Source organism: Pseudomonas sp. NFACC25 (assembly GCF_900100935.1).
GTDB classification, from domain to species: Bacteria; Pseudomonadota; Gammaproteobacteria; order Pseudomonadales; family Pseudomonadaceae; genus Aquipseudomonas; species Aquipseudomonas marginalis.
The window spans coordinates 228,969-250,980 of record NZ_FMUC01000008.1 but is presented as its reverse complement, the minus strand read 5'-3'; the positions used below and the strand labels follow the sequence as shown (position 1 = coordinate 250,980).

The following is a 22,012-nucleotide window of genomic DNA, read 5'->3' as shown; positions in this document are numbered from 1 at the left end:
AAATTGAGCTAAGCATCAGGATTGTCAGCCCAGAACAAAACACTGTATAAATAACCAGACCTAAAGCCTGGGAGCGGCCGTCATGCTCGTGCACCTGTCTGTACACAACTACGCCATCGTTGAACATCTGGATCTCGAACTGGATCGCGGGATGAGCGTAATCACAGGCGAAACCGGCGCCGGCAAGTCGATCATGCTCGACGCCCTGGGCCTGACCCTGGGCGACCGCGCCGACAGTGGCGTGGTGCGCCCGGGCGCGGACAAGGCCGACATTCTGGCCACCTTCGACCTCGCGGACATCCCCGAAGCCGAAGCCTGGCTGGTCGAGCGCGACCTTAATAACGACGGCCCGTGCATCCTGCGCCGAGTCATCACCGCCGAGGGGCGCTCGCGCGGCTACATCAATGGAACCCCCTGCCCCCTTGGCGACCTGAAGGCCCTGGGTGAACTGCTGATTGACATCCATAGCCAGCATGAACACCAATCCCTGCTCAAAACCGACACCCATCGCCGCCTGCTTGACGAGTACGCTGGCGCCACCGACCTTGCCCGGCAGGTACAACTGGCTGCCCAGCGCTGGCGCCAGACCCGACAGGAGCTGGAGCGACTGTCCAATTCCGGTGACGAGCAACGCGCTCGCCATCAATTGCTCAGCTATCAGCTTGAAGAGCTGGAAAGCCTGGGTCTGGGCGAAACCGAGCTGGAACAACTGGAACAGGAACACAAGAACCTCACCAACGCCGAAACCCTGCTGTCTATCTGCCGCCAGGTGGTGGAGCAATGCAGCGAGAGCGATTCCGGCAATGTGCTCAACGCACTCACCGCCAGCCTCAACCGACTGTCCAGCGTTAACAGCGCTTCGGGCTCACTGAGTGAAGCCACCACCCTGCTGACCAGTGCGCAAATCCAGGTAGAAGAAGCCGTCGGCGAACTCAATCGCTTTCTCGATCATTTCGACGCCGACCCGGCGCGACTGCAGGAAATAGAAGAGCGCCTGGACACCATCTATACGCTGGCGCGCAAACATCGAATCCAGCCCACCGAAGTGGCAACCATGCAGCAGAAACTGCTGGATGAAATCGAGACCCTGAACGCGAATGACGAATCCATTGAGCGACTGGGCGAAGAGCTCGGCTCTTTTGCCCGCCACTATCAGGAGAAAGCCCGCGAACTGAGCGATCTGCGCAAACAGGCTGCGACCAGCCTCGCTGGCGCCGTCGAGCAGGAAATTCAGCGCCTGGGCATGCCGGGCGGGCGCTTTACCATCGAGTTGCGCACCAACGCCAGCAATGAGCTGCAGCCCTACGGCCTGGAGCAGGTAGAACTACTGGTCAGCGCCAACCCGGGGCAACCGCTCAAGGCACTGGCAAAAGTGGCGTCTGGTGGCGAGCTCTCGCGAATCAGCCTGGCGATCCAAGTGATTACCGCGCAAACCTCACGGGTACCGACACTGGTGTTCGATGAAGTAGACGTAGGTATCGGTGGCCCCACGGCGGAAATTGTGGGTCAGTTACTGCGCCGCCTGGGGGATCGCGGCCAGGTGCTGACCGTCACTCACTTGCCGCAAGTCGCGGCCCAAGGGCATCAACACTTGTTTGTGCACAAGGTCAGAGGCAGCGAAGCGACACACACGGCAGTATCCAAACTGAACAAGTCGGAGCGCGTGGAAGAAGTGGCACGGATGCTCGGCGGGATCGACCTGACCAAAGAGTCTTTGGCACACGCGAAGAAAATGGTCGTAGCCACCAAGGCCTGAGCCGAGCTTTTCCTTATTATAGAAAGCACGAAGGCGACCCTAGGGTCGCCTTCGATCGTTTCGCAGAGCAATTCTGCGTCGCTTTTTACTTTTTCTTACGGATGTACAACACAAGATTGTGGTCGACCAAATCGAAACCATGCTCCTCAGCAATTTCGTGCTGGAGCTTTTCGATTGCCGGGCTGGTGAACTCGATAACCTCATTGGTATCCAGGTCAACCATGTGGTCGTGATGACCACCGTCAGCCAATTCGAACACAGCATGACCGCCGTCGAAATTATGACGAACCACCAGCCCTGCGGCTTCAAACTGGGTCAGTACACGGTAAACCGTGGCCAGGCCGACGTCCTCGTTAGACTCCATCAGCGCCTTGTAAACATCCTCGGCACTCATGTGGCGCTGCTCAGCAGAATCGAGCATTTGTAGAATCTTGACTCGTGGCAGAGTCACTTTAAGACCGGCTTTGCGTAGTTCGCTATTTTCAACCATGGTTAGCTTTCTCGCGGATGCTGCTTCGCAGCTTCTCTTAATACGGGTATGATCGGCGTTTACGTTGTCCCAGCCAAGATAGTGGAAGTCGCCCACCGATGCAAAACACCAAGCTCTTGCTAACCAGTTTCACCTTTGTGGGACTGCTCGCACTCGCCGGTTGTTCATTCCCCGGGGTTTACAAAATCGACATCCAGCAGGGCAATGTCGTCACGCAGGACATGATAGACCAGTTACGCCCGGGAATGACCCGACGGCAAGTACGGTTTATCATGGGCAACCCCCTGCTGACCGACACTTTCCACGCCGATCGCTGGGATTATCTCTACAGCCTGCAGCCTGGTGGCGGTGAACGCCAACAGGAGCGTGTCAGCGTCATTTTCAATGGCAATGACCAGCTTGTCAGCCTGTCGGGTGACTTCATGCCAGGCGTAAGCCGTGATCAAGCGCTGCTCGGCAACGATAACGGCACAAACGTGACTGCACCTGTGCAGGAAAGCGAGAAGCCGAAGTCCGAAGTACCGGCCAAGCCAGGCTCCTTGCTCGACAAGATCCAGAAAGACGTCGACGGGGTCGAAACGGTCCCGGTCCCGACGCCTCAGCCTCTGGACACCAGCCCGCAGTAACATTGCGGCGCATATAAAAAGCCCGGCATGCCGGGCTTTTTGCTGCCTGTCATTCAGCCAGCCTATGGATGCTGCCGCTTCGCCAACGCCGCCTTGGCAGCACGCAGCCTGCGCACTTCTTTAGGGTCCACAAGCAAGGGCCGATAGATTTCAATGCGATCGCCCGATTGTGCGGGGCGCACCTCCGCATCCGTGACGACCTTACCGAATACCCCCAAGGGGCAAGCAGCCAGATCCAGCTCAGGAAACTGCATAGCCATCCCTGACAATTGCACGGCTGCACGCAGACTGGTTCCCGAAGCCACCGTCAGCGCCAGCAGAACCTGGCGATCCTCGGCGGCATAAACCACCTCGACCTCAACCATGCAATTGCTTGGCTCGCTGACAGAATGCATCCACCAGGGTATTGGCCGCCTGATTGAACAACGGCCCCAATGTGGCCCGCACAATCGGCCCAGCGTAATCAAACGACAAATCCAGGCTGATCTTGCAGGCCTTGTCGGTAAGCGCCTTGAAAACCCATACACCATGCAGCTGGGTAAACGGCCCTTCCTGCAAATTCATTTCAATGGACTTGCCCGGCACCAGCGCATTCCGCGTAACAAAGTGCTGACTGAGCCCGCCTTTCGCCACCCCAACACTGGCAACCATATGTTCATCACTGCTTTCCAGCACCTCGGCAGTTGAGCACCAAGGCAGGAATTCCGGGTAACGCGCCACGTCGTTGACCAGGTCATAGAGCGCCTGCGCCGGATAGGGCAACAGGGCCGAACGTTGAATATGCGTCGTCATGTGTGCGTGATTTCCACAGCTGAGCGGCAAACATCGCGAAACAACAGTCCGATCCGCGAAAGAAAAAAACCAAAGAACTGCCGGTATTGTCCGGGATTCGACCAACACGCTCAAGCACGCAGGTTGACCGTAGCCGACACGCTCGCAACTCCCTATAATGCCGCCCCTATGGCTAAACAAAAGAAACACCCCACAGGGACCATCGCGCAAAATAAAAAAGCGCGACACGATTACTTCATCGAACATCGGTTCGAGGCTGGTCTGGTCCTGGCCGGCTGGGAAGTAAAGAGTCTGCGTGCCAGCAAGTTGCAACTGGTCGACAGCTACGTATTGCTCAAGGATGGCGAGGCATGGCTGCTTGGCAGTCATATCACCCCGCTGACAACCGCGAGCACCCACGTGATTGCCGACCCGGTGCGCACGCGCAAACTATTGCTCAATGCCCGCGAACTGGAAAAGCTCGCCGCAGCCGTACAGCAGAAAGGCTATGCCTGTGTCTGCCTGTCCTGGTATTGGAGCAAGCACCTGGTCAAGTGCGAGATCGCACTGGGCAAGGGCAAGAAGGAATACGATAAGCGTGATACTGAGCGCGAACGCGATTCCAACCGCGAACTGCATCGCGCGGTGCGCAACAAAGGCAAGGAAGAATAATCCTTGTAACGATGTAGCCTCGGGACTTCCCCCGGCTACATCCCCTTGCGCCGCTCCGCCCGCGCCACGCGCTGAACCTCCTGACGTACTTCCTCCAACACTTCCTGCACGTACTCCAGGTGACGTGTCGAGACTTCTCGCGCGTGTTCTGCCCGGCCCTCGATAATCGCCATGTACAGCTCTCGGTGCTGACTGATCAGCATGTCGCGCGTCTCCGTACGTTGCTGATACATGCCGCCAATATTGGTCACCACGTTACGCTTGAGCAGGTCGAACAAGCCGCGAATGGTGTGCAGCAACACCGCGTTATGGCTGGCCTCCGCAATGGCCAGGTGAAACTGTGCATCCGCAGCCCCCTCCTCGACCCGGCTCACGTCATCAACGCGGGCATAGCAATCCTGCAACGTCTCGAATGCAGCGGTCAGCCGCTCACGGTCGACCTCAGTCGCTCGCAATGCTGCGTAATAAGCACAGGACGCTTCAAGGGTCTGGCGAAACTCCAGCAGGTCACGCTGGGCCTCAGGATTGTTTTCCAGCAGATGCAGCAGCGGATCGCTGAACGTCGAGCCCAGTGACTCGGCAACATAATTGCCCCCTCCCTGACGGCTCACCAACAAGCCCTTGGCCGCCAGCTTCTGAATCGCCTCCCGCAACGACGGACGCGACACACCAAACTGTTCAGCCAAAGCGCGCTCGGCCGGCAAGCGTTCACCCGACTTCAACGTGCCCTCAAGGATCATCCCCTCAAGCTGCTCGACAATATCGTCAGACAAACGGCGCTGACGCACCTGATCAAACCCCATAACTCACTCTCCACCATCCCGACCACTCGCCGGGCCCTCTATTCTGGCCTATCGCCGCCCTTCCAGCACCTATCAGAACCGCTTCGATTCACCCGATCAAACCACCTCGCCTGCCGGGCTACGACCAAAGTTTCGCAAGCGGCAAATTGACACATACCCCGAAGACTTTTAACCTAGCCTCCGGCGATTGTAAATTGGTATTACCAATTATCCAAATCGACTATGAAGTGCCTGACCAACAACAATTAGGGGCCACCCCATATGCAAACCTGGCAACAGCTCTACAGCCCGCTCGGCAGCCTCGGCCTGTCCGCACTGGCCGCCGTTATTCCGATCGTGTTCTTCTTCCTGGCTCTGGCCGTGTTTCGCCTCAAAGGCCACGTGGCCGGCAGCATCACGCTGGCGTTGTCGATACTGGTAGCGATCTTTGCCTTCCACATGCCAGTGGACATGGCGCTGGCCGCCGCCGGTTACGGTTTTGCCTATGGCCTGTGGCCTATTGCCTGGATCATTGTCGCGGCGGTGTTTCTCTACAAACTCACCGTCAAGAGCGGCCAATTCGAGATCATCCGCAGCTCTGTCCTGTCGATCACCGATGACCAGCGTCTGCAGGTGCTGTTGATCGGCTTCTGCTTCGGCGCATTCCTGGAAGGTGCTGCCGGTTTCGGCGCCCCCGTGGCGATTACCGCCGCACTGCTGGTAGGCCTGGGCTTCAACCCTCTGTACGCGGCCGGCCTGTGCCTGATTGCCAACACCGCACCCGTCGCCTTTGGCGCCCTGGGAATTCCGATCATCGTTGCCGGGCAAGTGACCGGAATCGATGCATTCAAGATCGGCGCCATGACTGGCCGCCAACTGCCGCTGCTGTCGCTGTTCGTGCCGTTCTGGCTGGTCTTCATGATGGATGGCCTGCGCGGCGTTCGCGAAACCTGGCCAGCTGCGCTGGTCGCGGGCCTGAGCTTTGCCATTACGCAGTACTTCACGTCCAACTTCATCGGCCCGGAACTGCCGGACATCACCTCGGCCCTGGCCAGCCTGATCTCTCTGACCCTGTTCCTGAAAGTCTGGCAACCCAAACGCACTGCGGGCGCGCAGATTGCCGGCGCCACTTCCGACGCAGCGATTACCGCCAGCGCCGGCGGCTTCGGCCTGCCGCGCAGCACCGTCGCCTCACCTTACAGCCTGGGGCAGATCTTCAAGGCCTGGTCACCTTTCCTGATCCTCACCGTGCTGGTCACCATCTGGACCCTCAAACCGTTCAAGGCGATGTTCGCCGCAGGCGGTTCGATGTACAGCTGGGTATTCAACTTCGCGATCCCGCACCTGGATCAAATGGTGGTCAAGGTCGCACCCATCGTGACCAACCCGACTGCGATCCCAGCGATATTCAAGCTGGACCCGATTTCAGCGACCGGTACCGCGATTTTCTTCTCCGCACTGATCTCGATGCTGGTTCTGAAGATCAACATCAAGATTGGTCTTACCACTTTAAAAGAGACGTTCTACGAGTTGCGTTGGCCGATCCTGTCTATCGGCATGGTGCTGGCCTTCGCCTTTGTCACCAATTACTCCGGCATGTCTTCGACCATGGCGCTGGTATTGGCCGGCACCGGCGCAGCCTTCCCGTTCTTCTCGCCTTTCCTAGGCTGGCTGGGGGTTTTCCTGACAGGCTCCGACACATCGTCCAACGCCCTGTTCAGCTCGTTGCAAGCCACCACGGCGCACCAGATCGGCGTCAACGACACGCTTCTGGTCGCTGCCAACACCAGCGGCGGCGTGACCGGCAAAATGATTTCGCCGCAATCGATCGCCGTGGCCTGCGCCGCTACCGGACTGGTGGGTAAAGAATCCGACCTGTTCCGCTTCACCCTCAAGCACAGCCTGTTCTTCGCCACGATCGTCGGGCTGATCACCCTGGCCCAGGCTTACTGGTTTACCGGCATGCTGGTGCACTAAAGCCGTAGCAATAGGGTCATAACCGACGCCGGGCTATAACTTCGGCGTCGGCTTTGCGCAATCGTGTCAATACGGCGCCCAGGGGGTGCTGATCCTGGAGGACCAATGAGTCTGCCTGCCGCTTTCCTTGCTGACGTCGCACAGCTGATCCCACAAGATCGACGTTTCGACGATCCACTTTCCACCCTCGCATTCGGCACCGACGCCAGTTTTTACCGATTGATCCCACAACTGGTGATCCGCGTCGAATCGGAAGACGAAGTGGTGGCGCTGCTGCAACTGGCCCAGTGTGAACGTGTGCCGGTAACCTTCCGCGCAGCCGGCACCAGCCTGTCCGGACAAGCGATAAGCGACTCGGTACTGATCGTACTGGGGGACAATTGGAACGGCCGTGAGATTCGTGGGCAAGGCACTCAGATCCGCCTGCAACCCGGCGTCATCGGCGCACAGGCCAACGCCTGGCTGGCGCCATTCGGGCGCAAGATCGGCCCAGACCCGGCGTCGATCAATGCCTGCAAGATCGGCGGAATCGTCGCCAACAACGCCAGTGGCATGTGCTGCGGTACGGCGCAGAACACCTATCACACCCTGGCCGGAATTCGTCTGGTCCTGGCCGATGGCAGCCGCCTCGATACAGAAGACGCAAGCAGCGTTACGGCGTTTCGTGAACAGCACGGCGCACTGCTCGAGCGCCTGGCCACACTCGGCCGTGAAACGCGGGCAAACGCTGAATTGGCAGCAAAAATCCGCCACAAATACCGTCTGAAAAATACCACCGGCCTGTCACTCAACGCCCTGGTGGATTTTGATGAACCACTGGATATCCTCAGCCATTTATTGGTGGGCTCCGAGGGAACCCTAGGGTTTATCAGCGCAGTCACCTACGACACCGTGATCGACCACCCGAACAAGGCGTCGGCGTTGATCGTGTTTCCGGATGTGGAGACCTGCTGCAACGCAGTCACCGTCCTGAAGACCCAACCGGTGTCGGCCGTCGAGCTGCTGGACCGACGCAGCATGCGCTCGGTGCAGAACAAACCGGGCATGCCCGCATTCGTACAGCACTTGTCAGAAAGTGCCTGCGCCCTGCTGATTGAATCCCGCGCCGCATCGCCGTCATTGCTGCATGAACAATTGGCGCTGATCATGGCGTCGCTGGCCGGTTTCCCGGTGGAGAAACAGGTCGACTTCACCGAAGACCCTGTGGAAAACGCCCGCCTGTGGGCCATCCGCAAGGACACCTTCCCCGCCGTAGGAGCCGTACGCAAAACCGGCACCACGGTGATCATCGAAGACGTCACCTTCCCGGTCGAGCAACTGGCCATTGGCGTGAACCGTTTGATCGAACTGTTCGACAAGCATCACTACGACGAAGCCATCCTTTTCGGACATGCCCTGGAAGGCAATCTGCACTTTGTGTTCACCCAAGGCTTCAACAGCGCGGATGAAGTCACACGCTATCAAGCGTTCATGGATGACGTCGCGCAATTGGTGGCCGTGGAGTTCGGCGGTTCGCTGAAAGCCGAACACGGTACCGGCCGCAATATGGCACCCTTCGTGGAGCTGGAATGGGGCAGCGACGCCTATCAATTGATGTGGCAACTCAAACGCCTGCTCGACCCCAACGGCATCCTCAACCCGGACGTGGTGCTCAGCCAAGACCCGCAGATTCACCTCAAGCACCTCAAGCCGCTGCCTGCGGCCGACGAGCTTGTGGATAAGTGCATTGAGTGCGGTTTCTGTGAACCGGTGTGCCCATCGAAAGGCCTGACGTTGAGCCCGCGCCAGCGCATCGTGATCTGGCGAGATATACAGGCGAAAAAACGCGCCGGCGTCGACACCACCGAATTGGAGGCGGCCTACCACTACCAGGGCATCGACACGTGCGCCGCCACCGGCCTATGCGCCCAGCGCTGTCCGGTAGGAATCAATACCGGCGACCTGGTGAAAAAACTGCGAAGCCGTGATGCCGACCGTACGAAAACCGCCGAATGGCTGGCCACCCATTTCGCCACGGCACTGCAAGGTGCGCGCTTTACCCTGCATGTAGCCAATGGTGCACGCATGCTGCTGGGGGCGCCTCGCCTGGCGAAGCTGTCGGCCACCATGACCAAGTTGTCCAAGGGGCAGATCCCGCAGTGGACCAACGCCATGCCACAACCGGAAAAAGCCATTCGCTTCAGCCCGGCAGTGACGGATGAGCGGCCACGGGTGGTCTACCTGGCGGCCTGCGTCTCACGCGCCATGGGCCCGGCGGCAGGTGATAAAGAGCAGATGTCGTTGTACGAAAAAACCCAGGGCCTGCTGGAAAAAGCCGGTTACCAGGTCGTGTTTCCCGACAACCAGGACAACCTGTGCTGCGGCCAACCTTTCGCGTCCAAAGGCTACGCCGAACAGGCAGAACACAAACGCCAGGAACTGATCGGCGCCCTGCTCCATGCCAGCCGCGGCGGCCTGGACCCGATCTATTGCGACACCAGCCCCTGCACCCTGCGCCTGGTGCAAGACCTTGGCGAAACGCGCCTGGACCTTTACGACCCCGTACGTTTCATCCGCACGCACCTGATGGACCGTCTCGACTTCACACCGCAGGAGGCGCCGATCGCCGTACACGTCACCTGCAGCACCCAACACCTGGGAGAAAGCCAGGCGCTGATCGACCTGGCCCGCCGTTGTGCCAAGACCGTGGTGATCCCGGAAGGCATTCACTGCTGCGGGTTTGCCGGCGACAAAGGTTTCACCACGCCGGAACTCAACGCCCACTCGCTGCGCTCCCTCAAGGATGCAGTGCAGTACTGCAGTGAAGGCATCTCCACCAGCCGCACCTGCGAGATCGGCCTGAGCCAGCATGGCGGCATCGACTATCACGGATTGGTGTACCTCGTGGATCGCGTGACCCAGGCCCGCGCCCATTGATCCCGCAAAAAAAACAGAACCCCTGCGCGCTGGCGTAGTCATCTGCATAGGCCTCGACGCACGAGGCCCATCAGTGATGTCGCTGGCAGCCCATGAACGCCAGCAGCGTCGAGCCTTTTTTGCGCAAGGAGATACCCTATGAAGCGTTCCGCTCTTGCTGGCTTGTTCATTACCGCTGCGATGTTGGCCTCCCCTGCTTTCGCTGCTGGCGAGCCCGACCTGTGCAAGATCAACCTGGACAAAATCAACAACGGTAAAGCGCTGCTCGCCACTGACACCAGTGGCAAAAGCGGCGAAATCGACACAGCCGTCTCCCAAGCCAAGGCCGCCCACGCCGCTGGTGATGACAAGAAGTGCATCGAAATCACCTCCAAGGCCCTGCAAGACCTGCAGAACCTCGACAAAGGCGGCCAGTAAACGAGAGGGTCAACCTTCGGGTTGGCCTTCCGTGACCGTTTGGCGTACACTGCACAGGCTTGTCACTCACTATGAAACAACGAGTTACAAGCACGGGGCCGTTTAGGATTCGACGCCGGTCGCGAAACTTTAGGTGCATGCCGAGTTGGTAACAGAACTCGTAAATCCACTGTTGCAACTACTTATAGTTGCCAATGACGAAAACTACGGCCAGGAATTCGCTATCGCTGCGTAAGCAGCCTTAGACCTGAGCTTCTGGTACCTTCGGGTCCAGCAATCACCAGGGGATGTCTGTAAACCCAAAGTGATTGTCATATAGAACAGAATCGCCGTGCAGTACGTTGTGGACGAAGCGGCTAAAACTTACACAACTCGCCCAAAGCACCCTGCCCTTCGGGTCGCTGAGGGTTAACTTAATAGAAACGGCTACGCATGTAGTACCGACAGCGGAGTACTGGCGGACGGGGGTTCAAATCCCCCCGGCTCCACCACTTCATCATCTAAAGACGTCCACGGACGTCTTTTTTTGTGCCTGAAACCCAGTAAAATCAAGGGTTTCAGGGCCATTGGCTTCCGTAGACGAATTTTGAGTTCCGCTCGTTTTGGTATTCCAAGTGGTATTCCAAGCTTTCTGGTGCTAATTTTTGGAATACCAAAACGGTGTCAGAGGTAGCTCTCATGCCTGCGCAAGCCCATCGCCTATCCGACCGCCAGCTCAAGACGGTCAAGGCAAAAGATAAAGATTACGTCCTCAGCGATGGTGAGGGCCTCCAGCTCCGCGTCAGGAGCAATGGCTCGATGCTGTGGAACTTCAACTACCGCGACCCGGTAACCAAAAACCGCATCAACATGGGGCTGGGCACATACCCAGAACTCTCGCTGGCGAACGCCAGGAAAAGGGTGATCGAAGCGCGCGAACTGCTGGCACAAGGCATTGATCCCAAAGTGCAGCGCAAGGCAGATAACGAAGCCAAGCGAGCGCAGACCGAACACACGCTAGAGAATGTGGCTACCGCCTGGTTCGAGTTGAAAAAACACGCCGTCACCACGGCCTACGCCGAAGACATCTGGCGCTCGCTCACCCTACATGTCTTCCCCAGCCTGAAAAACATTCCGCTCACAGACATCACCGCGCCAATGATCATCAAGCTCCTTCGCCCCATCGAGGCCAAAGGCAGCCTGGAGACGGTCAAGCGACTTTCCCAACGTCTCAACGAAATCATGGCCTACGGCGTCAACTGCGGGCTGATCTTTGCGAACCCGCTCAGTGGCATTCGGGCAGCCTTCAAGAAACCGCAAAAACAAAACATGGCGGCACTTCCTCCCGAAGAACTACCCGACCTGATGCTGGCGATTGCCAACGCCAGCATCAAACGCATCACCCGCTGCCTGATCGAATGGCAACTGCACACAATGACCCGCCCTGCCGAGGCTGCTGGGACGACCTGGGCAGAAATAGATTTCGAGAAACGCATCTGGACCATTCCAAAGGAGCGCATGAAAAAACGCCGTGCGCACCCCATCCCCCTAAGCGACCAGACGCTCGCGCTGCTAGAGACACTCAAGCCCTACAGCGGCCACCGGGAACATGTATTTCCGGCCGACCGAAATCCGCGTACACACGCAAACAGCCAGACCGCGAACATGGCATTAAAGCGTATGGGCTTCCAGGATCGGTTGGTCAGCCACGGCCTGCGATCAATGGCCAGCACCATCCTCAACGAACATGGATGGGACCCGGAGTTGATTGAAGTCGCACTGGCCCATGTCGACAAAGACGAAGTCCGAAGCGCGTACAACCGAGCGGACTACATCGAGCGAAGACGCCCGATGATGACTTGGTGGAGCGACTACATTCAAAAAGCCGCCACCGGCAATTTGTCGGTGACGGCCATTCATGAAAACAAAAACGGGAACGTCATCCCATTTCGTTAATCGGTTCCTACTGGCGACAGCGGCGACACTGGCGACAACCCAGTTATTTAGCGGTCCTGCGCATGGCGACAAAGCGGCGACCGTCGCCACCATCTGCATCGCCCACAAGCTTTTAAGGCCCAGCCCCTGAGGGCAGGAAGGCTTTGCCTTCCCGTCCTCAGGGGCTCACTTTAAAAACCGACGAACGGCCCACTGTCCATTCAAAGCCACCGTATTCCATACACATCCATCGCCTAAAAACCCCACCCCATACACGGTTGACCACCCTTCGAGCACGCGCTACACCAGAGCCGTAGAGCGCTGTCATCGACAGCATTGCCCAGGTAGCCAGGGATCTTTAAGGCTACGCCCTACAGTGGTGGTCCCAGCCCATGCGCGCTCGCTTCCAATTAGGCGCGCAGTCACGCCCAACGTGATCGAAGCCAACTTATCCACAGTGCAAATGCGGCAGCCCACGCCCGTCTCTTTCTCCAGGAAAGAGACGGGCGCCGAAACCACTGCCGCAGCCTTTGCCGGGCAACACATTGCAGCGTTTGTCCCTGTGACAATCGGCGTGACAAACCCCGATGTCACCCGCAGCAGCAATGCAGATGATAGTGCCGCAGCCCACGGAATGGACTGCACCTGACTGACAGTCAGGCACGCCCTGGTCATCGCATTACTGCCTGCAACTGACTCAGGATCTCGCGGCGCTGGTCTCGTCAGCCAGCGCAGCCTCCACCCGCCCACCGTTATCGGTGCTCAGGAGGCCAGATCATGAGATGCCCAAGCTCCCGGTCGTAAAGAGCCGCCCGTCCCGCGTAAGTGGACAACCCTCACAGGCTGCAGGGGCCTTGATCCCTGATAACACTCAACAACCGTGGCGGGGAGAGTGAGGGAGAAATTCGAAGCACCAGGAGAATGACGATGCAATTGTGCGAAGCGTTTGACCTGCCACAGCCGCTGCTGGAATACCGGCCCGAGCCGCTGGCGTATCCGGTCGATGCGTTGGGACAGATATTAGGACCAGCCGTCGAACGCATGGCCGAGGTTATCGGCGTGCCCTGCGCCATGGCTGCGCAATCGGTGTTGGCCACTGCCGCCCTGGTGACCCAGTCGCACGCCAATGTGCAGCTCGATGGCCGTGTTTATCCGTTGTCCCTGTACATGCTGACGGTGGCATCGTCGGGTGATCGGAAAAGCGCAGTGGATCATCTGGCGCTGGCGGCTGCGCGTGAGTGGGAGCGGCGGCAGTGGATGTTGTACTTGGAGCAACTGAAAGCCAATCGCGCCGCCATTCGAGGAAAGCACGACGCTCGTGAGTTATCCGACCCCATACCGCCCAGGTTGATCATCGCCGAGCCCACCATTGAGGCGCTGATCAAAAACCTATGCCAGGGCTTGCCCAGCATGGGGTTATTCAACGATGAGGGCGGCCAGTTTTTGGGCGGCAGCACCATGAGCAAAGAGAACCAACTCAAGGCCATCACCACCCTGTCAGCACTCTGGGACGGCAGCCCCATCGACCGGGCGCGCTCCATGCCTGGCGAAAGCCTGCGAGCTTATGATCGTCGCCTCAGTCTGCATCTGATGCTGCAGCCTTACCTGGCCAACCAGCTACTCACAGACCGGATGATCAATGGCCAAGGTATCCTTGGCCGCTGCCTGATCAGTTGGCCCGAACGCCTGGTGGGGCGGCGCTTGTACAAGGCAGTCGACCTCACGCGAGATGCCAGGATCCAGCGCTACCAAGCGCGCATTACCGCTCTACTGGATAAGCCGCTGTCGCTACACAAAGACGGCTCACTTAACCCCGACAGGCTGGAACTGACAGCCAGCGCTCGCACTGCCTGGATCGATATTCACGACACCATCGAATGCCAATCTGGTGAGTTTGGCGAGCTGGCCGGCATTCAATCTGTAGCCGGGAAAGCAGCCGCCAATGTACTGCGTATCGCCGGGGTATTGGCGGTGATTGAAGACGCGCACGTAGTGGACGAGCCCCATATCCTGCGCGCCTCGACGCTGATGGATTACTACCTCGCCGAGATCCAGCGCCTGACGGAGCAAGAGCCCGTCAACGCGTTACGCGAGGAATCGGATCGACTGCTGCGCTGGCTAACGCAAAAAGGCTGGACCCAATTCACCGTCCGCGACCTCAACCGCAATGGCCCCCGCTTTGCCCGCAAGAGCAGTCGTCACGCAATTACGCTGCTGGTCGAATTGATCTCACATAGCTGGCTGGACTCTCCTGACGGAAAGACCTTCGAGGTGCGCCATGTTCCGCCTCAATGACGCGGTTCGCCGTTACCAGGCACAGCATCAGACTCGACCTGCATTGCGAAGTGTCGCCACTTCCGTCGCCGCCTTGTCGCCAAGCTTCAGAGCAGCGACTACAAGGGTTGTCGCCACTGTCGCCGTTGTCGCCACCCCCGTCTTAGGGCCTGTCGACATCGGCCAACTAATCCACCAACTGCGCGAAGAGGGAGCAATGCTCCGGCATCAGCAAAACGCCCTGATTATTCGTCCCACACATTGGCACCAGATGGACAAGATCAGCGCCCACTGGAAAGCGGTGCTGCGCTTTCTGCAAGACACGGAAAACGGTGAAGCCGATGGCACTGGTCGGCCGGCGTGATGGCCGCAACTTTGGCTATGGCCGTCAGCTCAGCTATGCCGGCCCACAAGCGCTGAAAGATATGTTCGCCGGTGGCCACTTCGCTACGGTCAAAGCACACAGTGATCGCTGGCAGGCTTTTGTGAAGTGGTGTCGGTCAGCGGACGGCCCCGGTTACAACGATGCCCGCCAGATAGATCGCAGTACCTTGCACAGCTACGCCGCGCACTTGCGCAAGCAGATCCAACAAGGTGAAATCTGCATCGCCACCGCGCAGAACCGCCTGAGTAGCGTAAACCGTACCCTCGCAGCACTACGAGGTGATCAGTACGTGAAAATCGCCAGCCCGAGTAAGGCACTCGGCATGCAGCGATCAAGCGTGCGCATCCGAGCACCGGATGGCCAAGACCACCAACAACTGAGTCGAGTGATTGAAGCGCTTCGCGAACAGCAACACCACCGCGTCGCTGCGATTGTCTGCTTGGCCCGCGCAACCGGCATGCGCTTGCGCGAAACGATCTTGGCTGACCTGCCACGTTTGCAACGTGAGGCTAAACACTTAGGCCGCATCAATATTCAGGATGGGACCAAAGGCGGCCGGGGTGGCGCTTCAGCACCGCGATGGATCATCGCAAATAACGAGGTTAAAGCAGCCTTGCAGATAGCTCGTCACGCCTCGCCACCCCACAGCCGCAATTTGCTGGCCGAAGGTGAAAGCTACGCCAAGTTCCAGCAACAGACGGTGAGGCCAGCCCGTGAATTGCTTCAGAAGCTGGGACTGAAGGGGGTTCATGAATTTCGAGCGGCTTATGCGTGCGAGCGTTACGCGCAACTCACTGGACACGCGGCGCCCGTCAATGGCGGTCAATGTTATCGCATCGATCGCGCTCTGGACCAAAAGGCGCGACGGCTGATCAGTCTTGAGCTTGGGCATAACCGAATCGAAGTGGTTTCGGCCTACATTGGGGCTAGAGCGTGAACGCGCCTTTCGATATGGCACTTTTCCTGAGCGGCGTGCTGACCGGCTCGGGGGTCACGCAGCAGCGCCACCTGCGGCAAGCCCGAATCATGCAAGCGGCCATTCAACAAAGATGGCAACGCGATAATCCCTGGACCTGGCAGCTCAAGCATGTGCGCTGGTTTCTAACTCAGTATCTGAAAGACCATTCCGATGCCACCCGGTACTACTATCGACTCACCACTCTATTGATCTGGAAGCGATTAGAGAACAACCGAAAATTTGCGATCTAACGCTCGACTAGCCGTAGATAGGCATCTCAACATATTCACTCTTACTCACATCTAATCTATCTCAGCCGAGAAAGCCCTAGCGGCGCTATAAGATAGCGCATCGTTCAAGGCTAAGCATAAATAGAATGTCTCAGCACTGACAATCACTAGTTGACGGAAACACTTCGACTGGATGAATAGGAGCCAACCCGCGCCAAGTTAAAATCGCCTGTAGACTACTGCAGTGACTACGGGAAAAGTGCCGCCCCAACCTCACCAGCTCTGATCGCACCCCACTACGATAAAGGCGTGCAGTAAGCGTTTGCAAGCTACCACCCCAAACAATTAGTATTTAGATCTGCGTCAAATTTAAAAACATCTCGACTAAAAACTCGAGTCCACAAGCAACATAAAGACCACGCTAATACTTATAAACATCCATACCGAGAGAAACTCAGCCGAAGACACTTAAACCACAACAATACACATAAATTACACCAGCATACAGACCAAACTTTAACCCAAATACAACCCATCTAAAACAGTCAAATCCCGCCACTCATCCAACACAATTAAAGAATTCTCGCCCAAACCAAAAAATTGTTATAAAATGAACATAAGTAATCGCGCAATTTTTTGGTTGCGCCTGTAGGAAATCAAGAGGCAAATTAATGGGCAGCATCAAAACATTAAGTTTATTTTCCGGCGCAGGAGGGCTTGATGTAGGCTTCCACATGGCGGGATTTGATATTGTTGCTTGTGTCGAGTTAGAAACGAAGTATTGCAACTCGCTCGAAGCTAATAAAAAGAAGGGCAATTTTTTTAGCCCCACTACGAACATTCACAATATAGACATTAGAAATTTCGACCCTCACCTTTACAAAAATTCAGGAATTGAATGCATTATCGGTGGCCCACCTTGTCAAACCTTTTCAGCAGCAGGAAGACGCTCGGGTGGAGTTATTGGAATTCAAGACTTGAGAGGGCAGCTCTACGAAGAGTACTGCAACATTTTGGATGTTATAAAACCAAAAGTTTTTGTATTTGAAAACGTCTATGGGCTTCCGGGCGCGAGTAACGGTGAACCTTGGCGTCAAATAATCAAAGCGTTCTCTGAACATGGGTATGAGCTACACGCTGAAGTTATAGATGCTGCAGATTACGGAGTTCCTCAGCACAGAGAAAGGCTTGTGATGGTCGGAGTTAAAAATGGGAGCTATCAATTCCCTATGCCAACCCACGGTCCTGATTCTTTGAATGGCCCCTCTCTCGTATCCGTTGAAGAAGCCATTTTTGATCTCCAGATTCCAGGAGAGTTAAAGACCAAGGGTCTGGGTGGCCTGTATGGACACTTACTTCCAGAGGTCCCTGAAGGGTTGAACTATGCATTTTTCACAGCTGAAATGGGACATCCGGAGCCTGTTTTTGCATGGCGTTCGAAATTCCATGACTTGCTATATAAAGCAAATAGAAAAGAGCCATCGCGAACCCTTAAGGCAAGCCCAGGAAAATTCACAGGTCCGTTCCACTGGAACAATAGACACTTTACAATTGAAGAGTTGAAGAGACTCCAGTCTTTCCCGGACAAATATGAGATTGTTGGTTCATATGGGCAATGTGTTGAGCAAATTGGCAACTCGGTACCGCCAAGACTTGCATTTTGCATAGCTTCCAGCGTCAAAGAGCAAATTTTCTCTCACTCGAAAGAAAAATTTAAATTCGAATTGCGACCAGCGCCCTTCAAATCGACTTTTAGACAGCGACAGAGGGAAAGAAGTCAAAAATTTAAGGATATAGCTGCGCAAGCCATTAAAGAAAAATATGGCAGCCTCACAAAATATATCGACCCTGAAGCTATTTCACCTAAAACTGAAAAATTTTACATTTCAAGACCTAACAAATTTACAAGACAGGTCTCAGACAAAAAAGGGAAAGCCGGAGTTAATTTTAGTCAAATAGTGCTAACAGAAACTGCAGCCCATATCCGCATCGACATGGACGAGCAACCTGTAACTTTAAGCTCCTCAATACACTTAGAGCTAAAAGTTAGTGGCCTAAAAAAATATCTACCTAGATTCGACACGCTTACATTGTCAGCGAATATAAACAGCACTGAAGAAATTTTCTATTGCTGGAAGGAAATAGAGGCTGCATTAGTTGAACGATCAAAATTTTTCACGCTGATTGATATATACGGCCATTACGCCAACAGAGGAGACGTGGTAAATATTGAGACAAACTTAACAAATCCAACACAAACCAAGCTTATTAAAGCGATAGAGTTTTTTAGTCAAACTACAAATTGCGGTGAATTCATACCTGAAGAGCGTATGCTCGAGGTGTTGGCTATTTCTTCCTCTGAGCTTGAAGAGATCGTAGAAACCATGAGAGCGCTACGCTATGATATTCGGACTTGGCTCAGCCATCCAATAATAGGCAAGGGTAAAATTATTTGTACTTACCCATTCCCACTGCTATCACCAAAAGCTCTTGTGGAAAGCAAAGTAAAATTCACAAATACAGAAGAATACAGTATTTAGTTTTTGAATGGGCACCATCAAAGAATAACTTAGCATAGATTAATTTTTTATATTTAGCCCCCCTCTTTATAAATGAGAGGAGGGCTATTTTCGAGCAGATTGACCTTCACCTTTTCATTTAAAAATATGGCTCAAAACGTTCCCACCAAAACCCCAAACCATTATTATTAACTAATACAAACTAAAAATATAAAACTTAGAAACTAAGGAAGAATCTGAATGACTCCAAGAGCAAGGAAGTTTATTTCGGTAGTTCACGAAATCCCCGAAATAATTGCGGACTCTGTAGCGGAAAATGATGGATGGCCAGGAGTCGTTGCTATTCCATTGGAAGGTGCGCCTCAAATCATCGCTCTACACGTAGCAAATGTTTCCCCGCACGCTCGTAAACCTCACGAGATGCGCTTTCAAAACCCCGCAAAAAATAATCGCCCCCCTGTTTCCAATATAGGTGGTACTGCTCTACCTATTCTGTTAGGCGTCGACAACACAGCAGAATCGACGGTATTTATTGCTGTAAATGGAAGCAGCAGACTTGGAAGCACAAAGCGTTTTTCAATTCTATTCAATAAATCAATTATTTCCAGAGCCCGTAGCGATGGACTTTCCGTATATCAATCTAGCAAGGGCGAGCGCATTTATGCCTTTACTCCAAGTATATTCAACATAATCATCACACACATACTTAACAAAGAAGCTCTTAGCAACGACGAGCTATTAAAGATAATAATTTCTTCAGGCGCCTTGGCAGATGATATAACCAAGGAAAAAGAGGTCGAGGCTGTAGCAAGAGCCTCGAGACTAATTCGCGCCCTTGCGCGAAAATCTGGTGCAGGACTTAAAATACGTACAGCTTACGAACACAAATGTGCAATGTGCGGCATAGGTTCAAACCTTTTACAAGGCGCTCATATTTATCCCGTGGAGGCTCCCGGCTCCACAGATGAAGTATGGAACGGTCTTAGCCTTTGTCACAACCATCACGGAGCATTCGACTTACATTTAATATGGATAAACCCCTTGGATAAGAGTATCCATTTACATCCATCACTACATGAAGAAGCACGGACAAACTCAGGCACTCGCCATTTCGTTGAGTCAACCCATATCAAGCTAACTCTTCCCGTAGCCAATGCCACTACACCAAGAGACTCAATGTTTACACAACGTTATGCTTATTTCATTGATCGTTACGACTGGGCAGCCTTATAGATTATTAATACATATAAAACAAGGCACTCCAAATGAGTGCCTCACAAAAAACCATATCGTTACATTTGACAACATCAATCACTCACATCAAACACAAGCCGCCACAACTAAAAAACATATTAATACAAACAGAAACTTATTACCCACAACTCAAGATAACTGCCTAACACCCCCCTTAACGACAAACATACAAGCAACAAGTACCGGCTGTCTCGCCCCTAAAAAAACAGAACTTTTACCAGATACAAATACACTTTATTATCTTTAAACGCCTCAATTTTTTATGACACAAGCGTAACCCTCTACCGATTTGTAAAACATCGAAAAATATCCTCTTAAAATCCGTAATAAGCCAAGAAAGGCCAACGAGGGAAAACTCCAACGATGTGTTCAACGTTATGGTTCTACTATCAGGACTTGGGAACGTTGCTGGCCGTGCCCTGATAGATGCAACCTTTGAGACTTCGGAGCGTGCTGTTCAAAGCAAATACACCTGGATCTTAGAGAAAATCTGAGCAGAGCGATTCTCAGCTAAAGTGTATTCCAATCGGTATTCCAACGATAAAACGAAATGCATTTTTTTCATATTAATCATTGAAGTACAGCACCCGTTCAACTTACCCCGGCCCACCACTTGATCAACTAAAGACGTCCACGGACGTCTTTTTTTGTGCCTGAAACCCAGCAAACACAAGGTTTTGATGACCGCTTTGCGCTTTCTAGCGCTTTTTGAGTTCCAGACGCTTTGGTATTCCATTGGTATTCACGGCTGCCCAGCACCAGTCTTGGGAAAGCCCCCCTGCCCTTGTGAAGACGACGTTCTCCGAATTTATCTCCAGCAGAGGCCCAACCGGCATACAGCGCTAAAAAGGTACAGACGCAATTCACTCTGATGCAGGAACTCTACGCAACATCAACATTGCAATGAAAACCGCACCGACTGTCCCCACCGAGATCATCAGCCCATGCTCGCTGACATAGGACACTGTGGCGCCCGTGGCAATGGGACCCAATACGCTACCCAAGGTGTAGAACATCGCAATCGCCGTCATGGCGGTGGACACTTGATGTTCGCCCACCCGGTCTCCCGCCTCGATCACTGCCAGGGTGTTCATGCCGCCAATGGCGCCCCCCCAGAGGAACACGGTAATCGTCGCCAACCAAGGGAGCGGCTGGCTGAACGGAATAGCGAGGGTGCCCAGCAACAGTATCAAGCCGCAGATTAATTGACCGACCTTGTAGGAACTGCGGTCGGCCATCCAGCCGATCGGCAGTTGCAGGACGGTGCCTCCAATGCCGAACACCGATATCAGCAGGGTGGCGGCGGTCAATAGATAACCGGCCGAGAGGCTGTAGCCGGCAAGGAACGATACGGATGAGGTTTCCGAAAAGCCTGCGATAAACGCACCACACAGCGCCGTGGGGATGACGCTGAATAACTTGCCATGGCGTTTTTCCGCCGGGGTTTGCGGTCGCGTATCGTAGCCCTTGAGGGTTAAGGCCAGCGCGCCGGATAACAACACGATCACGGCACAGGCGTAGTAAGGCGCGGTACTCCCGACGCCGAATACCACCAACAGCAGCGGGCCAACGGCAATACCCAGGCCCATCAAGGTCTCATGTACGCCGATCGTCCGGCCGCGCTCGTCTTTCGAGGCGACCGCGAGGATCCACGTATCGCAGGCAATCCAGCGCAGGATCAAGCCAATACCGAGTACGAAGTTCAGCGAAAAAATCAGTACCAAATGGGTAGTCAAGGTCATACCGATCAGCGCGGCAATCGTCAGCGCTGCGCTGAGGATATTCGTCCTGACGAGCCCCAAATGGGCCAGCAAGCGCGGAACCCATTTGTAGAGCAGCAGGATCGCCAACCACGAGGCACTGACAATCACCCCGATCTTTGCCGGCTCGACCCCATGCTGATCCAGCGAAAGCGACAGCAGCGGAGTGACGGTACCTATCTGCACGATCTGTGACAGGGCCGAGAGCGTGTTTATCTTGGTGAGCGCAAACCAGCGTTGTTTGTCGGTGTACTCAATACCGGTATTTTCCATTCGTGACCGACCTTGGCTAGACAGCGCTAAAGTGTTCG

General features: G+C 55.0%; 18 protein-coding genes and 1 other RNA gene. 14 read left to right on the top strand and 5 right to left on the bottom strand.

Annotated elements, in window-relative coordinates:
• Positions 1 to 82: 82 nt before the first annotated feature.
• Positions 83 to 1,756, top strand: coding sequence for a DNA repair protein RecN (recN, locus tag BLQ09_RS19605; RefSeq protein WP_027605356.1), 1,674 nt, complete (start codon positions 83 to 85; stop codon positions 1,754 to 1,756).
• 85 nt (positions 1,757 to 1,841) lie between these two features.
• Here the strand turns inward: recN and fur are convergent, their stop codons facing one another.
• A complete protein-coding gene (gene fur / locus BLQ09_RS19600; protein ID WP_010562662.1) occupies positions 1,842 to 2,246 on the bottom strand; it encodes a ferric iron uptake transcriptional regulator in 405 nt (134 codons plus the stop codon).
• A gap of 98 nt (positions 2,247 to 2,344) precedes the next feature.
• Between fur and BLQ09_RS19595 the strand changes: the two genes are divergently transcribed.
• Entirely contained in the window at positions 2,345 to 2,872 is a 528-nt protein-coding gene (locus BLQ09_RS19595; RefSeq protein ID WP_027605355.1) for an outer membrane protein assembly factor BamE, read from the top strand.
• 62 nt (positions 2,873 to 2,934) lie between these two features.
• Here BLQ09_RS19595 and BLQ09_RS19590 read toward each other — a convergent pair whose 3' ends face one another.
• Complete coding sequence (locus tag BLQ09_RS19590; protein WP_027605354.1) at positions 2,935 to 3,237, bottom strand: RnfH family protein; 303 nt, start codon at positions 3,235 to 3,237, stop codon at positions 2,935 to 2,937.
• Positions 3,230 to 3,664 (bottom strand): type II toxin-antitoxin system RatA family toxin, encoded by a 435-nt coding sequence (locus BLQ09_RS19585; protein WP_027605353.1) that lies wholly within the window; start codon positions 3,662 to 3,664, stop codon positions 3,230 to 3,232. The genes BLQ09_RS19590 and BLQ09_RS19585 overlap by 8 nt, the downstream gene beginning before the upstream one ends.
• A 168-nt stretch (positions 3,665 to 3,832) precedes the next feature.
• On the opposite strand from BLQ09_RS19585, the gene smpB reads away from it, so the two are divergent.
• Complete coding sequence (smpB, locus tag BLQ09_RS19580) at positions 3,833 to 4,315, top strand: SsrA-binding protein SmpB (RefSeq protein WP_014719962.1); 483 nt, start codon at positions 3,833 to 3,835, stop codon at positions 4,313 to 4,315.
• A 35-nt stretch (positions 4,316 to 4,350) separates the two neighbouring features.
• Here the strand turns inward: smpB and BLQ09_RS19575 are convergent, their stop codons facing one another.
• Positions 4,351 to 5,118: an FCD domain-containing protein gene (locus tag BLQ09_RS19575; protein ID WP_027605352.1), complete on the bottom strand. Its 768-nt coding sequence runs from the start codon at positions 5,116 to 5,118 to the stop codon at positions 4,351 to 4,353.
• Between the two features lie 261 nt (positions 5,119 to 5,379).
• On the opposite strand from BLQ09_RS19575, the gene BLQ09_RS19570 reads away from it, so the two are divergent.
• The 11 genes from BLQ09_RS19570 to BLQ09_RS19525 all read left to right on the top strand — a co-directional run bounded on the left by BLQ09_RS19570 (position 5,380) and on the right by BLQ09_RS19525 (position 19,920).
• Positions 5,380 to 7,074, top strand: a complete 1,695-nt coding sequence (locus tag BLQ09_RS19570) for a lactate permease LctP family transporter (protein WP_027605351.1) — start codon at positions 5,380 to 5,382, stop codon at positions 7,072 to 7,074.
• Between the two features lie 105 nt (positions 7,075 to 7,179).
• Positions 7,180 to 9,990 carry an FAD-binding and (Fe-S)-binding domain-containing protein gene (locus BLQ09_RS19565; RefSeq protein WP_092358286.1) on the top strand — a complete coding sequence of 937 codons (2,811 nt, stop codon included), beginning with the start codon at positions 7,180 to 7,182 and terminating at the stop codon, positions 9,988 to 9,990.
• A gap of 138 nt (positions 9,991 to 10,128) precedes the next feature.
• Entirely contained in the window at positions 10,129 to 10,407 is a 279-nt protein-coding gene (locus BLQ09_RS19560; protein WP_027605349.1) for a hypothetical protein, read from the top strand.
• A gap of 94 nt (positions 10,408 to 10,501) precedes the next feature.
• Positions 10,502 to 10,898, top strand: a transfer-messenger RNA (tmRNA) gene (gene ssrA, locus BLQ09_RS19555).
• 187 nt (positions 10,899 to 11,085) lie between these two features.
• Positions 11,086 to 12,342, top strand: coding sequence for an integrase domain-containing protein (locus BLQ09_RS19550; protein WP_092358284.1), 1,257 nt, complete (start codon positions 11,086 to 11,088; stop codon positions 12,340 to 12,342).
• Positions 12,343 to 13,248: 906 nt separating this feature from the next.
• A complete protein-coding gene (locus tag BLQ09_RS19545; RefSeq protein WP_092358282.1) occupies positions 13,249 to 14,616 on the top strand; it encodes a YfjI family protein in 1,368 nt (455 codons plus the stop codon).
• Between the two features lie 196 nt (positions 14,617 to 14,812).
• Entirely contained in the window at positions 14,813 to 14,959 is a 147-nt protein-coding gene (locus tag BLQ09_RS31335; protein ID WP_175472324.1) for a hypothetical protein, read from the top strand.
• The gene (locus tag BLQ09_RS19540; protein ID WP_092358280.1) at positions 14,937 to 15,917 is read left to right on the top strand and encodes an integrase domain-containing protein; all 981 of its coding nucleotides are present in this window, start codon (positions 14,937 to 14,939) and stop codon (positions 15,915 to 15,917) included. The genes BLQ09_RS31335 and BLQ09_RS19540 overlap by 23 nt, the downstream gene beginning before the upstream one ends.
• The gene (locus BLQ09_RS19535) at positions 15,914 to 16,189 is read left to right on the top strand and encodes a hypothetical protein (RefSeq protein WP_092358278.1); all 276 of its coding nucleotides are present in this window, start codon (positions 15,914 to 15,916) and stop codon (positions 16,187 to 16,189) included. The genes BLQ09_RS19540 and BLQ09_RS19535 overlap by 4 nt, the downstream gene beginning before the upstream one ends.
• 650 nt (positions 16,190 to 16,839) lie before the next feature.
• Entirely contained in the window at positions 16,840 to 18,708 is a 1,869-nt protein-coding gene (locus BLQ09_RS19530; protein WP_092358276.1) for a DNA cytosine methyltransferase, read from the top strand.
• Between the two features lie 219 nt (positions 18,709 to 18,927).
• Positions 18,928 to 19,920 carry an HNH endonuclease gene (locus BLQ09_RS19525; protein ID WP_139202128.1) on the top strand — a complete coding sequence of 331 codons (993 nt, stop codon included), beginning with the start codon at positions 18,928 to 18,930 and terminating at the stop codon, positions 19,918 to 19,920.
• Positions 19,921 to 20,804: 884 nt separating this feature from the next.
• Here BLQ09_RS19525 and BLQ09_RS19520 read toward each other — a convergent pair.
• Entirely contained in the window at positions 20,805 to 21,974 is a 1,170-nt protein-coding gene (locus BLQ09_RS19520) for an MFS transporter (RefSeq protein ID WP_027605335.1), read from the bottom strand.
• Positions 21,975 to 22,012 lie beyond the last annotated feature (38 nt).

What these genes read in the sequence shown, in the direction of transcription:
- recN (WP_027605356.1), top strand. Translation starts at nt 83, where the DNA reads ATGCTCGTGCACCTGTCTGTACACAACTACGCCATCGTTGAACATCTG.
- fur (WP_010562662.1), bottom strand. Translation starts at nt 2,246, where the DNA reads ATGGTTGAAAATAGCGAACTACGCAAAGCCGGTCTTAAAGTGACTCTG.
- BLQ09_RS19595 (WP_027605355.1), top strand. Translation starts at nt 2,345, where the DNA reads ATGCAAAACACCAAGCTCTTGCTAACCAGTTTCACCTTTGTGGGACTG.
- BLQ09_RS19590 (WP_027605354.1), bottom strand. Translation starts at nt 3,237, where the DNA reads ATGGTTGAGGTCGAGGTGGTTTATGCCGCCGAGGATCGCCAGGTTCTG.
- BLQ09_RS19585 (WP_027605353.1), bottom strand. Translation starts at nt 3,664, where the DNA reads ATGACGACGCATATTCAACGTTCGGCCCTGTTGCCCTATCCGGCGCAG.
- smpB (WP_014719962.1), top strand. Translation starts at nt 3,833, where the DNA reads ATGGCTAAACAAAAGAAACACCCCACAGGGACCATCGCGCAAAATAAA.
- BLQ09_RS19575 (WP_027605352.1), bottom strand. Translation starts at nt 5,118, where the DNA reads ATGGGGTTTGATCAGGTGCGTCAGCGCCGTTTGTCTGACGATATTGTC.
- BLQ09_RS19570 (WP_027605351.1), top strand. Translation starts at nt 5,380, where the DNA reads ATGCAAACCTGGCAACAGCTCTACAGCCCGCTCGGCAGCCTCGGCCTG.
- BLQ09_RS19565 (WP_092358286.1), top strand. Translation starts at nt 7,180, where the DNA reads ATGAGTCTGCCTGCCGCTTTCCTTGCTGACGTCGCACAGCTGATCCCA.
- BLQ09_RS19560 (WP_027605349.1), top strand. Translation starts at nt 10,129, where the DNA reads ATGAAGCGTTCCGCTCTTGCTGGCTTGTTCATTACCGCTGCGATGTTG.
- BLQ09_RS19550 (WP_092358284.1), top strand. Translation starts at nt 11,086, where the DNA reads ATGCCTGCGCAAGCCCATCGCCTATCCGACCGCCAGCTCAAGACGGTC.
- BLQ09_RS19545 (WP_092358282.1), top strand. Translation starts at nt 13,249, where the DNA reads ATGCAATTGTGCGAAGCGTTTGACCTGCCACAGCCGCTGCTGGAATAC.
- BLQ09_RS31335 (WP_175472324.1), top strand. Translation starts at nt 14,813, where the DNA reads ATGCTCCGGCATCAGCAAAACGCCCTGATTATTCGTCCCACACATTGG.
- BLQ09_RS19540 (WP_092358280.1), top strand. Translation starts at nt 14,937, where the DNA reads ATGGCACTGGTCGGCCGGCGTGATGGCCGCAACTTTGGCTATGGCCGT.
- BLQ09_RS19530 (WP_092358276.1), top strand. Translation starts at nt 16,840, where the DNA reads ATGGGCAGCATCAAAACATTAAGTTTATTTTCCGGCGCAGGAGGGCTT.
- BLQ09_RS19525 (WP_139202128.1), top strand. Translation starts at nt 18,928, where the DNA reads ATGACTCCAAGAGCAAGGAAGTTTATTTCGGTAGTTCACGAAATCCCC.
- BLQ09_RS19520 (WP_027605335.1), bottom strand. Translation starts at nt 21,974, where the DNA reads ATGGAAAATACCGGTATTGAGTACACCGACAAACAACGCTGGTTTGCG.